The sequence below is a fragment of the Streptomyces hazeniae genome (assembly GCF_031845485.1).
GTDB classification, from domain to species: domain Bacteria; phylum Actinomycetota; class Actinomycetes; order Streptomycetales; family Streptomycetaceae; genus Streptomyces; species Streptomyces hazeniae.
In genome coordinates, this window is record NZ_JAVREQ010000002.1 from 209527 (window position 1) to 223869 (window position 14343).

Here is a 14343-nt window from a genome sequence, read left to right on the forward strand (position 1 = left end):
CGGCCGTATGCCGCCCCGCGCACGGCCGTCACCGTGCGGGGCGTGCCTCCGCCGCAGCGCGGGACCACGGCGCCGAGGCCCGGCCGTTCCCGTCCGGCCCGACCACCCACACCACGGGCGCCGCCCGCCTCGGAGCGTCCGGCGGCGCTCCGGGCCGCGACGCGGCGCGGGCGTTCGACGGCCCGGCGGGCGCCGGGCCGGACCAGTCCACACCGCCGTCCGCCGCCGGGGCACCTCCCGGGGCCCGCGGGCGCCACGCCGCTCCTGCGCGTCCGGGGCATCCCGGCCCCGGGGCCGCTCCGCCGGGTCGGCCCGGTGCTCTGCCGGACGGCTCGGGCGGCGCGCGCCCCCGCGACGGCGTGCAGGAACGTTCGCCCGCAGGCGCCGGCTCCTCCGGCCCGCCGACGTCCGCATCCCCTCCCGGTCCCGGAGAGCCGACGTGAGGCGACGGGTCGCGGCCGTGCACGCCGCCGCGGCCGCACTCGCACTCGCCGGGCTGCTCGTCACCGTCCGCGACGGCGTGCGTCAGCCGGCCGCCGCGCTGGCGTTCGCGCTGCTCGTCGCCGCCGGCGAGGCCGTACGCGTCCGGCTGCCCGGCGGCGCGCACCCGGTCGCACCGCTGGCCACCGCCGCCGCGCTCGGCTACGCGCTGCTGGGCGAGGTCGAGGGCCGTCCCGCCGGTCACGGCGTGCTGCAGGTGGTCGCCGTCACGGCGGCCGGCACCCTCGCCGGCTCCCTCCCGCACCTGGTCCGCGCCCCGCGCCCCGTCCGTCCGGACCGGGAGGCCGGACGGTTGCTGACGGCCGCCTTCGCCGCCGCCTGCTACCAGCCCCTGCACACGTGGGCGGAGGCGACCGGACTGGGCGGGCCGTGGCACGCCCCGCTGGTCCTGCTCGTCCTCCTGCTCACCGCCGGCTGGGACGCGGTGCTGGCCGCCGTGGTGAGCTCCGGCCGCCGCTCGCGGGCGTTCCCGCCGTCGCTGCACGACGCGCTGCGCGGCGCGTTCGGACTCGTGCAGGCGCTGACCGCCACCGGGGCGGTGCTGGCGCTCGCGGTGGGCGCGGGCGGGCTGTGGGCGCTCCCGGTGTGCTGGGTGCCGCTGCTGCTGGTGCAGTTCGCGGTACGCAGGCACGCCGCCGTACGGGCCACCTACCGGCAGACCATCGCCTCCCTCGCCCGGGCGACCGAGGTGGCCGGCTGCACGCCACAGGGCCACGCCCGCCGCGTCGCCGCGCTGAGCCGGGCGATGGCCCGCGAACTCGGGCTGGCCGAGCCGGATCTCACCGTGCTGGAGTACGCCGCCCTGATGCACGACATCGGCCAGCTGTCCCTGGTGGACCCGCTGGTCGGCGGGGCGACCGAGCCGCTGGAGGAATCCGAACGGCGGCGGATCGCGCTCCTCGGCGGCGCCGTGGTGCGGCAGACCGGTGTGCGCGCGGACGTCGCCCTGGTGGTCGAACGGCAGGCCGATCCGTGGCGTGAACAGCCGCTCACGGCGCGTCTCGTACGGGTCGCCAACGCCTTCGAGGAGCTGACCGCCGGGCAGGACCCGGTGGCGGCGCCCCTGCGGGCCCTGGAACGGCTGCGGCTGGGCGCCGCCCGCGACTACGACCCGCGGGTGGTCGACGCCCTCGCCCGCGTCGTGGCCCCGGACCTCCCCGGACCGGCCGCGCCCGCGCCGGGGTCGGCGTCCGCGGCCACGGGTTCGCCTTTCGGGTAGTGAGCGCGAGGGCGAGTGGGCATGGTTGGATGCGAGAGGGGAAACCACGACCAGTGGTGCGCCCCACGTCATCGACGACGCGAACACGCAGCGACAGGCGGGAGTCAGGCGGCACATCGTGAGGATCTTCGGCAAGGTGCGGCACCGTCCCTCCGCCTCCTGGCGGCAGGCGACCGACCGCGCGTTCACGCTCATCGGGGACGGGCGCTACGAGGACGCCGGCGCTCTGCTCACCCGCGCCGCAGACCTGGAGCCGTGGCTCTCCGAGTCCTGGTTCAATCTCGCGCTGCTGCACAAGTTCCGGCACGACTGGGAGCAGGCGCGCGCCGCGGGTCTGCGCGCCGTCGCGCTGCTGGACCGTGACGCGGGCGCCCCCGACTGGTGGAACGTCGGCATCGCCGCCACCGCGCTCCAGGACTGGCCGCTGGCCCGCCGCGCCTGGCAGGCGTACGGGCTGCGGGTCCCCGGAGAGGCGCACAGTTCGGCCGCGGCGGGCGAGCCCACCGGCATGCAGCTGGGGAGCGCCGCCGTCCGGCTCTCCCCGGAGGGCGAGGCCGAGGTGGTGTGGGGCCGCCGCATCGATCCGGCCCGGCTGGAGATCCAGAGCATCCCGCTGCCGTCCTCCGGGCGCCGCTGGGGCGAGGTGATCCTGCACGACGGCGTGCCGCACGGCGAGCGGACCACGGCGGCCGGTCCGGCCTACCCCGTCTTCGACGAGATCGAGCTGTGGGCCCCCTCGCCGGTGCCCACCTGGGTGGTGCTGCTCGACGCGGCCGCCGAGGAGGACCGCGACGCCCTGGAGCGGCTGGCGGCCGACGCCGGATTCGCCGCGGAGGACTGGTCCTCGTCCGTGCGGCTGCTGTGCCGGTCCTGCTCCGAGAGCAGCATGCCGAGCGACGAGGGCGACGGCACCGTCCACCTGGACCCGCACGACCACAGTTCCCCCGGTCATCCCGGGCCCCTCGGCCACATGACGGCGGGCGGGCCCGGCGATCTGTGGGTGCCGGAGCGCGAGTGCGGCATCGCCGCCCCCTCCGGGCTGGTGCGGGGTCTGCTGGACGGCTGGGTCGCCGACAGCCCGGACACCCGCGAGTGGCGGGACCTGGAAGAGGTCTGCTGAGGCCGGAGCGACGGCCGCGGCGTCCCGGCGGTCCGCCCGGCCACCGGTATCCGGCCCGCCGTCGCGGCGCGCCCCGTACCCTGTAGGGCGTATCCCGCGCGGGACGCGCGGTGACGGCCCAGGCGGAGGTCCCGGGGCGGGTGCCCCGAGGACGTGAGGAAGGCGTACGGCGGAATGTCGCAGCAGCAGGAGACCCGGTCGGAGTCGGCTGGGGAGTTCGTGGTCGACACCGAGGACTGCGAGGAGCGCGAGCAGGCGTACCGGGCGCGGGGGACCGCTCGCCCGATCACCGTCGTCGGCAATCCGGTCCTGCACAAGGAGTGCAAGGACGTCACCGCGTTCGACGACGATCTCGCGAAGCTGATCGACGACATGTTCGCCAGCCAGCGCGCGGCCGAGGGCGTCGGGCTCGCCGCCAACCAGATCGGCGTCGACGCCAAGGTCTTCGTCTACGACTGCCCCGACGACGACGGCGTCCGGCACGTCGGCGTCGTGGTCAACCCGGTGCTGGAGGAGCTGCCGGCCGACCGGCGGTCGCTGGACGACTCGGGCGAGGGTTGCCTCTCGGTACCCACCGCGTACGCCGAGCTGGCCCGCCCGGACTTCGCCGTGGTCCGCGGCCAGGACGCCGACGGCAAGCCGATCCGGGTGCGCGGCACCGGCTACTTCGCCCGCTGCCTTCAGCACGAGACCGACCACCTGAACGGTTACCTGTACATCGACCGGCTCTCCAAGCGCGAGCGCAAGGACGCCCTGAAGCAGATGGCCGAGGGCACCCCCCGCTACGAGACCGTCCCCAACGACTGACCGTTCACGTCACGCGCGGACGGGCCGGCCGGGTCTCCCCGGCCGGCCCGTCCGCGCGTGACTCCGGCGTGTTCAGAAGTCGTCGTCGAAGGACACCGAGCCCTCGACGGCGACCTGGTACGCCGAGGCGCGCCGCTCGAAGAAGTTCGTCAGCTCCTGCACGTTCTGCAGCTCCATGAAGGAGAACGGGTTCGCCGAGCCGTACCGGACGGGGAATCCGAGCCGGGCGAGCCGCTGGTCCGCGACGGCCTCCAGGTACTCCCGCATCGAGTCGGTGTTCATGCCCGGCAGCCCTTCGCCGCACAGGTCGCGGGCGAACTGCAGCTCGGCCTCCACCGCCTCCTCCAGCATCGCGGTGACCTGCTTCTCCAGCGCGTCGTCGAAGAGGTCGGGCTCCTCGTGGCGGACGGTGTCGACCACGTCGAAGGCGAACGACATGTGCATCGACTCGTCGCGGAACACCCAGTTGGTGCCGGTCGCCAGGCCGTGCAGGAGGCCGCGCGAGCGGAACCAGTACACGTAGGCGAAGGCGCCGTAGAAGAAGAGGCCCTCGATGCAGGCCGCGAAGCAGATCAGGTTGAGCAGGAAGCGGCGCCGGTCCTCGCGCGTCTCCAGCCGTTCCACCTTCTCGACCGAGTCCATCCAGCGGAAGCAGAACTGCGCCTTCTCCCGGATGGACGGGATGTTCTCCACCGCCGCGAACGCCTCGGCGCGTTCGTCCGGATCGGGCAGGTAGGTGTCCAGCAGCGTCAGGTAGAACTGGACGTGCACGGCCTCCTCGAACAGCTGCCGCGACAGGTACAGCCGGGCCTCGGGCGAGTTGATGTGCTTGTAGAGGGTGAGCACCAGGTTGTTCGCCACGATGGAGTCGCCGGTGGCGAAGAACGCCACCAGGCGGCCGATCATGTGCTGTTCGCCGGGGGAGAGCTTGGCGAGGTCGGCGACGTCGGAGTGGAGGTCGACCTCCTCCACGGTCCAGGTGTTCTTGATCGCGTCCCGGTAGCGCTCGTAGAACTCCGGGTACCGCATCGGACGCAGGGTCAGTTCGAAGCCCGGGTCGAGCAGGTTCTTGTGCGTCTTGGGGGTGGTCACTGGCATGCCTCGCAGGACTCGGGGTTCTCCAGGGAGCAGGCGACGGCCTCGTCCGGCGCGGCGCTCTGCTGGGCGGGTACGGCGGCCTGAGCGGTGGCCGACCCGGCCGCCCGCGCGATCCGGGTGGCCGGCCGTGACCGCAGGTAGTACGTCGTCTTGATGCCGCGCTTCCAGGCGTAGGCGTACATCGAGCTGAGCTTCCCGATGGTCGGGGACGCCATGAACAGGTTCAGCGACTGGCTCTGGTCCAGGTACGGGGTGCGGGCGGCCGCCATGTCGATGAGCGCGCGCTGCGGGATCTCCCACGCCGTCCGGTACAGCTCGCGTACCTCCGCGGGCAGTCCCGGGAGGTCCTGCACGCTGCCGTTGGCGTCGCGCAGCGCCTCCCGGGTGGCGTCGTCCCAGCGGCCCAGCCGCTTCAGCTCCTCCACCAGGTAGCCGTTGACCTGGAGGAACTCCCCGCTCAGCGTCTCGCGCTTGAACAGGTTGGACACCTGCGGCTCGATGCATTCGTAAGCGCCGGCGATGGAGGCGATGGTCGCCGTGGGGGCGATGGCCAGCAGCAGCGAGTTCCGCATGCCGGTGGCGGCGATCCGGGTCCGCAGCGCCGACCAGCGCTCCGGCCAGGTCTGTTCGGCCTCCGGGTAGTGGTCCGGGTGGAGTACGCCGCGCGCGGTGCGGGTCGCCTCCCAGGCCGGGAGCGGGCCGTGCCGCTCGGCGAGGTCGGCCGACGCCTCGTAGGCGGCGAGCATGATGCGTTCCGAGATGCGGGTGGACAGCTGCTGCGCCGCGGGGGAGTCGAACGGCAGCCTCAGCCGGAAGAAGACGTCCTGGAGGCCCATCAGGCCCAGACCGACCGGACGCCAGCGTGCGTTGGAGCCGCCTGCCTGCTCGGTGGGGTAGTAGTTGACGTCGACCACGCGGTCCAGGAAGGTCACGGCGGTGCGCACGGTGGCGTCCAGGCGCTCCCAGTCCATCCCGCCGTCGTCACCGAGGTGGGCGGCGACGTTGACCGAGCCGAGGTTGCACACGGCGGTCTCGTCGTCGTCGGTCACCTCCAGGATCTCGGTGCACAGGTTGGAGGAGTGGACGACGCGGCCCGGCTCGGCGGTCTGGTTGGCCGTGCGGTTGGCGGCGTCCTTGAAGGTCATCCAGCCGTTGCCGGTCTGCGCGAGGGTGCGCATCATCCGCGCGTACAGCTGCCGGGCCGGAACGGACTTCACGGCCTTCCCGTCCGCCTCGGCGCGGCGGTAGGCGGCGTCGAAGTCGTCGCCCCACAGGTCCACCAGCTCGGGCACCTCGGCGGGGGAGAACAGCGACCAGTCTGCGTCGGCCTCGACGCGGCGCATGAACTCGTCCGGGATCCAGTGCGCGAGGTTGAGGTTGTGGGTGCGGCGGGCCTCCTCGCCGGTGTTGTCCCGCAGCTCCAGGAACTCCTCCAGGTCGGCGTGCCAGGTCTCCAGGTAGACGCAGGCGGCGCCCTTGCGCCGGCCGCCCTGGTTCACCGCGGCGACCGAGGCGTCCAGCGTGCGCAGGAACGGGACGATGCCGTTGGAGTGACCGTTCGTGCCGCGGATGAGCGAGCCGCGGGCACGGACGCGGGACCAGGACAGGCCGATGCCGCCGGCGTGCTTGGAGAGCCGGGCGACCTGGTGGTAGCGCTCGTAGATCGAGTCCAGTTCGTCCAGCGGCGAGTCCAGCAGGTAGCACGACGACATCTGCGGGTGCCGGGTGCCGGAGTTGAAGAGCGTCGGGGAGGACGGCAGGTAGGACAGCGAGCTGGTCAGCCGGTACAGCTCGGCGACCTCGTCGACGGCCCGCGCGCTGTCGTCCGCCGCCAGCCCGCAGGCGACGCGCAGGAGGAAGTGCTGCGGGGTCTCCACCACCCGGCGGGTCGTGGGGTGGCGCAGGAGGTAGCGGGAGTGCACCGTGCGCAGCCCGAAGTAGCCGAACCGGTCGTCGCTGCCGTCCGCCACGGCGGCGTCGACCAGGGCGTCCAGGCGTGCGGCGTGCGCGGTGACGAACGCGGCGGTGGAGTCCGCGATCAGACCTTCGCGGTGGCCGACGGCGACCGAGGCGGAGAACGAGGTCGCGCCCTGACCGGCGGCCTCCTCGCGCACGGCGCGGGTCAGCAGCCGGGCCGCCAGGCGCCCGTACTCCGGTTCGTCGCCGATGAGTCCGGCCGCCGCTTCGACGGCCAGCGACCGCAGGTCCGCGTGGGTCGATCCGGGGTGCCGTCCGCGCCGTACGGCCGCGGCGATCCGGGCGGCGTCGGTCGCGGGCAGGTCGGCGGTCAGCTCCGTCAACAGCCGCTCCAGCAGGGCGCTGTCGGCGTCCGGCCCGGAACGCGCCGGGTACGGCGACGGGACGGCTGCGGCCTCGGGTGCGATGGTCACGGTGACGTGCTCTCCCTCGCTCGGCGGGGGCCGGTGGGGAGGCGTGGCGGGGCGCAGACGGCGACCCGTTGCGGGCAGGCGCCACCTCGCGTCCGCCGGCCCATCCCACGGGGCCCGGACGTGTACGACGCCGTCGGCAGGTGCTCGGACTCGCGGCGTTCCGGGGCCCGTTCGACGCGTGGAGGCAGGGCACGGCACGCCGCACACCGTTGCGGGACAGTCCCGGATTCGCACCGGGTTCCCCTGCGGCGACAGCGAGGACGAGCATACATGTTGGGGTGCTCCGCGCGAGCACCCCAACATCTTGTGTCGCTGGTAGGGTTGCCGTGCCCGTCAGTCCTCGGCGTCGGCGAGCTCCAACGCGAAGGTCCACAGTGGCAGACCGGGGATCGGCTCCCAGTCGCGGGCGGGGGTGCGCACGAACCGCAGCCGCCCGTACAGGCGGTGAGCGGTCGTCATCTTCGACTCGGTGGAGAGCACCACGCGTTCCCGGCCGAGTGCCCGCGCACGCGCCAGGCATTCGCGCACCAGCGCCTCGCCCACGCCGCGCCCCCGCCCCGTCCGGTGCACGGCCAGCATGCGGAACTCGGCCTCGCCGGGCCGGGCGATGTTCGCGTACTCCCCGCCGTCCCCGACGAAGGTCACGGTGCCCAGCAGATCGCCGGTGCCCGCGTCCACGGCGACCAGGACCTGCGCGTGCCCGGCGCGGTGCGGCACGTTCCGCAGCACCTCCAGGTACGGGTCCCGCGCGCCGTGGGTGAGCAGCCCGTCCTCCAGGTACGCGTCGGCCGTCAGGTCTCCGACCTCGCCGTACTCCGCCTCGTGCGCCGCCCTGATCGTCACGTCCATGCCCCCAGCATGCAGCACCCCACCGGCGGCCGCCGGTGGGGTGCTCGGGTGGGTTCCGGGGATCAGGGAGCGGCGGTGGGAGCCGGCAGCTCCTCCTTGACGCCCCGGTCTCCGGCGTCCGCGCGGTAGTCGGAGGGCGTGGTCTCGTCCCGCCCGTCCGGGACCTTGGCGGCCCGCAGGATCACCGTCAGGACGACCGTGACCACGGCGTTCAGCACGAAGGCGGTGAGGCCGATGTAACCGATCTCACCGATCATCGGGATCTCCGCCGTGCTGCCGCCGAAGTGATCCTGCTTCGGGCTGGACACGTTGTACGCCGCGATGGTGCCGTACACCATGCCGACCGCCCAGCCGGCGAGCAGCGCCCACCGGTGGAACCAGCGCGTGAACAGGCCGCCGACCAGGGACGGGAAGGTCTGCGCGATCCAGATGCCGCCCAGCAGCTGGAAGTTGAGCGCCGCCGTCTTGTCCAGGGTGAGGACGAAGACCAGGGCGCCGACCTTCACCAGGAGCGAGGTGACCTTGGAGACCTTGGTCTCCTGCTCCGGGGTGGCGTTCGGCTTGAGGAAGTCGCGGTAGACGTTCCGGGTGAACAGGTTCGCCGCGGCGATCGACATGATGGCCGCCGGGACCAGGGCGCCGATGCCGATGGCGGCAAACGCGACGCCCGCGAACCAGGCCGGGAACATGTTCTCGAACAGCTGCGGCACCACCAGCTGCGGGTTGTCCAGCGAGATTCCGGCCGCGATGCCCATGAAGCCGAGCAGTGCCAGCAGGCCCAGCATCAGCGAGTACAGGGGCAGGATGGTGGTGTTGCGGCGGATCACCTCGCGGCTGCGGCTGGACAGCGTCGCGGTGATCGCGTGCGGGTACATGAACAGCGCCAGCGCGGAGCCGAGTGCCAGCGTCGCGTACGCCCAGTGGCCCTCGGGCCCGGTGACCAGTGCTCCGCCGGTCTCGGAGAGCTTCTCGCCCGCGCTGGAGAAGATGTCGTCGAAGCCGCCGAGCTTGATCGGGATGTAGATGATCGCGACGGCGATCACGATGTAGATCAGCGAGTCCTTGACGAACGCGATCAGGGCCGGGGCCCGCAGTCCCGAGGAGTAGGTGTAGGCCGCGAGCACGCCGAAGGCGATGAGCAGCGGCAGGTCCTTGATGAACCAGTGCGTCGACGCGCCGCCGCCGATGCCCATCACGTCCAGCACCGCCTGGATGCCGACGAGCTGCAGCGCGATGTAGGGCATGGTGGCGAGGATGCCGGTCAGCGCCACGGCCAGGGACAGGCCGCGCGAGCCGAAGCGGCCCTTCACGAAGTCCGAGGTCGTCACGTAGCCGTGCCGGTGGGACACCGACCACAGACGCGGCAGGAAGAGGAAGATCAGCGGGTAGACGAGGATCGTGTACGGCACCGCGAAGAAGCCCACCGCGCCGGCCGAGTAGATCAGCGCGGGCACGGCCACGAAGGTGTACGCGGTGTAGAGGTCGCCGCCGAGCAGGAACCAGGTGATCCAGGTGCCGAAGCTCCGGCCGCCCAGGCCCCATTCGTCCAGGTTGTCGGCATGGGCCGCCTTCCGCCAGCGGGCGGCGAGGAAGCCCATGACCGTCACCAGCGCGAAGAAGAAGACGAAGACCACGAGCGCCACGACGTTGATGTCCTCGTTCATGCGCGCTCACCCCCCTCGGCGGCCGCGCGGGCGTCGCGGCGGGCGGCGTTGTCCCGCCGCACCAGCACGTAGGCGATCACCGTGAGCAGGGTGGCCAGGGGCACCCACAGCATCTGGTACCAGTAGAAGAACGGGATGCCGATGAAGGTGGGCTCCACCGAGTCGTAGCTGCCGACCCAGAGCATCGCGACGAACGGAATGAACAGGCAGACGGCGGCCAGCGCGCGCGCGGGGGTGACGGTGGGGATCGTCCCCGTGCTCGTGGGTGGTGGCATGGGTGGTGCTCCCGTCCAAGTACTGAAGTGATCTCCTGATCGGTGCGCAGGAATCTAGTCAGCGGGAGCGGCCCCCGTCACCCCCCTTCCGCATAACGGACCGGACAACCCGCAGGTCGTCCGGTACGCGTCGTGGCTGGTCGGAGGCGCGCGGTGATGGCTGTTCGTCCGGGGCGGGGGCGTGGTGAAGGTCAGCGGACGGGGCGGTGGAGGTTGGCGACGAACTTGTAGCGGTCGCCGCGGTAGACCGACCGCACCCACTCCACGGGCTCCCCGTCGGTGTCCTTGGAGTGCCGGGAGAGCATCAGCATCGGCAGCCCCACGTCGGTGGCGAGCAGGCCCGCCTCGCGGGGGGTGGCGAGCGAGGTCTCGATGGTCTCCTCGGCCTCCGCGAGGTGGACGTCGTAGACCTCTGCGAGCGCGGTGTAGAGCGAGGAGTACTTCACCAGGCTGCGCCGCAGGGCGGGGAAGCGCTTCTGCGACAGGTGGGTGGTCTCGATGGCCATCGGCTCGCCGCTGGCCAGCCGCAGGCGCTCGATGCGGAGCACCCGTCCGCCGGCCGGGATGTCCAGCAGTCCGGCGAGCCGGTCGTCGGCGGTGACGTAGCCGATGTCCAGCAGTTGCGAGGTGGGTTCGAGGCCCTGGGCACGCATGTCCTCGGTGTACGAGGTGAGTTGGAGGGCCTGCGAGACCTTGGGCTTGGCGACGAAGGTGCCCTTGCCCTGGATGCGCTCCAGCCGGCCTTCGACGACGAGTTCCTGGAGGGCCTGGCGCACGGTGGTGCGCGAGGTGTCGAACTCCCCGGCCAGCGTGCGCTCCGGGGGAACGGGCGTGCCGGGGGGCAGGGTCTCGGTCATCTCGAGCAGGTGGCGCTTGAGTCGGTAGTACTTCGGCACCCGCGCGGTGCGCGTGCTTCCGTTCCCGTTCCCGCCGTTTCCGTTCTTCGCGGCGTTCGTCACCGGCTCCTCCGTCTTCGTTGCGGTTCACATCGTGGCACGGGCCCGGCCCGGTGGGACGTACCAGGCCAGGTGTCGTTCCGGTAACGGAACGGTCGGCGGGTCCGCGGACCGTTGACACCCCTATAGGTCTAGGCCAAGCTGCGGGCACTGGTCTACACCATTGCGTACACCATCGAGGAGGACGGCGTGAGGCGCAAGCTCATAGCGGCGGTGGGGGCCGCTGCACTGGTGGCCGGCGCCACCGCCTGCGGCACCGAGGGCGGCAGCGCGGGGGACGGCGGCAAGAAGACCCTGACCGTGTGGGTCATGGACGGATCGGCGCCCGAGCCGTGGTCCAAGGAGCTGAACAAGGCGTTCGAGGCCGAACACAAGGGCGTCGAGGTCGAGATGAAGGTCCAGCAGTGGAACGGCATCCAGGAGCGGATCACCACCGCGCTCTCCGAGGACTCGCCGCCGGACGTGCTGGAACTGGGCAACACCCAGACCGCCGGATACGCGGTCACCGGCGGCCTCGCCGACCTCACCCCGATGAAGGGCGAACTGGGCTACGACCAGTGGAACGAGGGCATGCTGAGCTCCGCCGAACTCGACGGCAAGCTCTTCGCCGCTCCCTGGTACGCCGCCAACCGCGCGGTCATCTACGACAAGAGCGTCTACGAGGAGGCGGGCGTCAAGCCGCCGGAGACGCGTGAGGAGTGGCTCGCCGGCCTGGAGAAGATCGGCGAGAAGACCGACAAGCAGCCTCTCTACCTGCCCGGCCAGAGCTGGTACGTCTTCGCCGGTTTCCTCTGGGACGAGGGCGGCAACCTCGCCGTGGAGAAGGGCGGCGACACGTGGGAGGGCGCCCTCGCGAGCGACGAGGCGGCGGCCGCCATGGACTTCTACAAGGAGCTCCAGTCCCACTCCACCGCCCCCAAGGACGCGGACGAGGCCACCCCGCAGCAGTCCACCGACGTCGTGCCCAAGGGGGACGTGGCGTCCTGGATCGGGCTCGGCTGGGAGGCCGGCGGCGCCGTCGCCGCCATCGAGGAGGCGGGCGACGAGGCCGACTTCGGCTACTTCCCGATCCCCGGCAAGACCGCCGACCAGCCCGGTCACGTCTTCTTCGGCGGCTCCAACCTCTCCGTCTCCGAGCGGTCCCCCAACAAGGAACTCGCCCAGGAGTGGCTGCAGATGGCCACCTCCGAGGAGTGGATGACGAAGTACGCCGAGGCCACCGAGGGCGGCCTGCTGCCCAACAGCCCCGCCGCACAGGTCGACCCGGCCGAGGGCTCGTTCGCCGAGGCGATGGTCGCCTCCGCGGAGGTCGGCCGCATCACCCCGGTCACCCCGGGCTGGGCCAACGTCGAGACCGACCCCAACCCGATCAAGACGTACATGACCAAGGTGCTGGAGGGGACCGACCCGAAGCAGGCCGGCAAGGAGGCCGACGAGGTCATCACCGAGCGCATCAACGGCAGCTGACGTCGGCGCGTCCGCAGCGCACCCGTCCCCGGCGGCCGGCCTCCCCCGGCCGCCGGGGCACTCCACGGCCCTGATGCCCGCCCCCTCACCCCGAGGAATGAGGACATGACCCTGCACACCCAGGGAGCGACCCCCGGAACGCCGCAGGCGGCGCCCCGCGCCGAGGAGCCGCCGCCCGAGGTGCCCGAGCCCGCCCCGCCGGCCGCCGGGGCCGCGCCACGACGTCCGCGCCGCCCGCGGACCCATGCCTGGCTGCCGTACGCGCTCGTCGCACCGGCGGTGCTCTCCCTGCTGGTCTTCCTCGGCTATCCGCTGGTCCGCAACGTCCTGATCTCGCTGCAGCAGCTCGGCCGCATCGAGATGATCTCGCGCGAGACGGTGTGGACGGGGCTGAGCAACTACACCGAGCTGCTGGCCGACGACATGTTCTGGACCGTGGTGGTCCGCACGTTCGTGTTCATGGCCGTCAACGTGGTGCTGATCATGGTCCTCGGCACCCTGGTCGGGCTGCTGCTCAACCGGCTCGGCTCCCGGATGCGGCTGGTGCTCTCGCTCGCCCTGGTCATGGCCTGGGCGATGCCCATCGTCGCCTCCGCCACCGTCTTCCGCTGGCTCTTCGACACCCAGTTCGGCGTGATGAACTGGGTGATGCGGGGCCTCGGCTTCGCCGGCTACGAGCAGCACAACTGGTTCGACTCCGGCTTCTCCACCCTCGCCATCGTCACCCTGATGATCGTCTGGGCGTCCGTCCCGTTCGTCGCGCTCAACCTCTACGCCGGCCTCACCACCATCAGCGGCGAGCTGTACGAGGCCGCGCGGATGGACGGAGCCTCGAACTCCCGCATCTTCCGCTCCGTGGTGTTCCCGATCATGAAGCCGTTCTTCCTGATCACGACCTTCCTGGAGATCATCTGGGTCTTCAAGGCGTTCGCGCAGATCGTCGCCCTGAACGGCGGCGGCCCGGACCGCGCCTCCGAGACCCTCCCGGTCTTCGCCTACGTCGAGGGCATGTCGCAGATGAACTTCGGCGTGGCGGCGGCCGCCTCCGTGCTGACCATCCTCATCCTGCTGGTGGCCATGTCCTTCTACTTCCGCCTGATCCTCAAGCAGGAGGAGGAGCAGTGAGCGCACTCACCGCCGTGACCGACCGCAGCGCGGAACGCGCCCGGCGCCGGAAGGCGTTCGGCCGCCTCTGGCCCAACCTGGTGGCCCTGCCGCTGGCGCTGTTCTTCGTCTTCCCCGTCTACTGGATGTTCTCCACGTCCTTCAAACCCGCGTCCGAGGTGCTCACCAAGGACCCGACGTTCCTCTTCACCCCCACCGTCGAGCACTACACGACGGCCACCGGCGTGGAGCTGTTCTGGACGTACGTCGCCAACAGCCTCACCGTCACCGTCGGCGCCGTGCTGCTGGCCCTGCTGGTCGCGCTGGCGGCGAGCTTCGCGATCGTGCGGATGCGCTTCCGGGGGCGCAAGGGGCTGGTGCTGGCCGTGATGATGGCGCAGATGGCCCCCTGGGAGGTCATGGTCATCGTGATGTACCTGATCGCCCGCGACGCGCAGATGCTCAACAGCATCGGCACCCTCACGCTGATCTACTTCGTGATGGTGCTGCCCTTCACCGTCTGGACGCTGCGCGGCTTCATCGCCGCCGTGCCGAAGGAGCTCGAGGAGGCGGCGCTGATCGACGGCTGCGGCCGCACCCAGGCCTTCTTCCGGGTGATCTTCCCGCTGCTGGCGCCCGGCCTGATGTCCACCTCGCTCTTCGGCTTCATCACCGCCTGGAACGAGTTCGCCATGGTGCTGGTGCTCAACAAGGAGTCCGAGGCGTACACGCTGCCGCTGTGGCTCACGCAGTTCCAGTCGGCGTTCGGCAACGACTGGGGTGCGACCATGGCCGCGTCCTCGCTCTTCGCCGTCCCGGTCCTGCTGCTCTTCCTGTTCCTGCAACGACGCGCCGTCGGCGGCCTCAGCGCCGGCGCCGTGAAGGGGTGACGC

At 71.8% G+C, this 14343-nt stretch carries 12 protein-coding genes and 1 riboswitch; of the genes, 6 read left to right on the top strand and 6 right to left on the bottom strand.

Annotation, left to right across the window (positions count from 1 at the left end; all coding sequences use genetic code 11):
• Nucleotides 1-439 precede the first annotated feature (439 nt).
• The 3 genes from RM572_RS04710 (at nt 440) to def (ending at nt 3647) form a co-directional block, all read left to right on the top strand.
• Entirely contained in the window at nt 440-1720 is a 1281-nt protein-coding gene (locus RM572_RS04710) for an HD domain-containing protein (RefSeq protein ID WP_311671988.1), read from the top strand.
• 118 nt (nt 1721-1838) lie between these two features.
• A complete protein-coding gene (locus RM572_RS04715) occupies nt 1839-2840 on the top strand; it encodes a tetratricopeptide repeat protein (RefSeq protein WP_027766137.1) in 1002 nt (333 codons plus the stop codon).
• A gap of 174 nt (nt 2841-3014) precedes the next feature.
• The gene (gene def / locus RM572_RS04720; RefSeq protein ID WP_311671989.1) at nt 3015-3647 is read left to right on the top strand and encodes a peptide deformylase; all 633 of its coding nucleotides are present in this window, start codon (nt 3015-3017) and stop codon (nt 3645-3647) included.
• A 72-nt stretch (nt 3648-3719) separates the two neighbouring features.
• Here def and RM572_RS04725 read toward each other — a convergent pair whose 3' ends face one another.
• The 6 genes from RM572_RS04725 to RM572_RS04750 all read right to left on the bottom strand — a co-directional run bounded on the left by RM572_RS04725 (nt 3720) and on the right by RM572_RS04750 (nt 10882).
• The gene (locus tag RM572_RS04725; protein WP_394813526.1) at nt 3720-4676 is read right to left on the bottom strand and encodes a ribonucleotide-diphosphate reductase subunit beta; all 957 of its coding nucleotides are present in this window, start codon (nt 4674-4676) and stop codon (nt 3720-3722) included.
• 59 nt (nt 4677-4735) lie between these two features.
• Nucleotides 4736-7135, bottom strand: coding sequence for a ribonucleoside-diphosphate reductase subunit alpha (locus tag RM572_RS04730; protein WP_394813520.1), 2400 nt, complete (start codon nt 7133-7135; stop codon nt 4736-4738).
• Nucleotides 7136-7253: 118 nt separating this feature from the next.
• Nucleotides 7254-7403, bottom strand: a riboswitch (cobalamin riboswitch).
• A 65-nt stretch (nt 7404-7468) separates the two neighbouring features.
• Nucleotides 7469-7984 carry a GNAT family N-acetyltransferase gene (locus RM572_RS04735; RefSeq protein WP_311671991.1) on the bottom strand — a complete coding sequence of 172 codons (516 nt, stop codon included), beginning with the start codon at nt 7982-7984 and terminating at the stop codon, nt 7469-7471.
• Between the two features lie 62 nt (nt 7985-8046).
• Nucleotides 8047-9648, bottom strand: coding sequence for a monocarboxylate uptake permease MctP (mctP, locus tag RM572_RS04740; RefSeq protein WP_311671992.1), 1602 nt, complete (start codon nt 9646-9648; stop codon nt 8047-8049).
• Nucleotides 9645-9923 carry a DUF3311 domain-containing protein gene (locus RM572_RS04745; RefSeq protein ID WP_311671993.1) on the bottom strand — a complete coding sequence of 93 codons (279 nt, stop codon included), beginning with the start codon at nt 9921-9923 and terminating at the stop codon, nt 9645-9647. Before RM572_RS04745 ends, mctP begins: the two co-directional genes overlap by 4 nt.
• 191 nt (nt 9924-10114) lie before the next feature.
• Complete coding sequence (locus RM572_RS04750) at nt 10115-10882, bottom strand: GntR family transcriptional regulator (protein WP_311671994.1); 768 nt, start codon at nt 10880-10882, stop codon at nt 10115-10117.
• A 186-nt stretch (nt 10883-11068) separates the two neighbouring features.
• Between RM572_RS04750 and RM572_RS04755 the strand changes: the two genes are divergently transcribed.
• The 3 genes from RM572_RS04755 to RM572_RS04765 all read left to right on the top strand — a co-directional run bounded on the left by RM572_RS04755 (nt 11069) and on the right by RM572_RS04765 (nt 14340).
• Entirely contained in the window at nt 11069-12346 is a 1278-nt protein-coding gene (locus RM572_RS04755) for an extracellular solute-binding protein (RefSeq protein ID WP_311671995.1), read from the top strand.
• A gap of 105 nt (nt 12347-12451) precedes the next feature.
• Nucleotides 12452-13471: a carbohydrate ABC transporter permease gene (locus RM572_RS04760; protein ID WP_311671996.1), complete on the top strand. Its 1020-nt coding sequence runs from the start codon at nt 12452-12454 to the stop codon at nt 13469-13471.
• A complete protein-coding gene (locus tag RM572_RS04765) occupies nt 13468-14340 on the top strand; it encodes a carbohydrate ABC transporter permease (protein ID WP_311671997.1) in 873 nt (290 codons plus the stop codon). The genes RM572_RS04760 and RM572_RS04765 overlap by 4 nt, the downstream gene beginning before the upstream one ends.
• Nucleotides 14341-14343 lie beyond the last annotated feature (3 nt).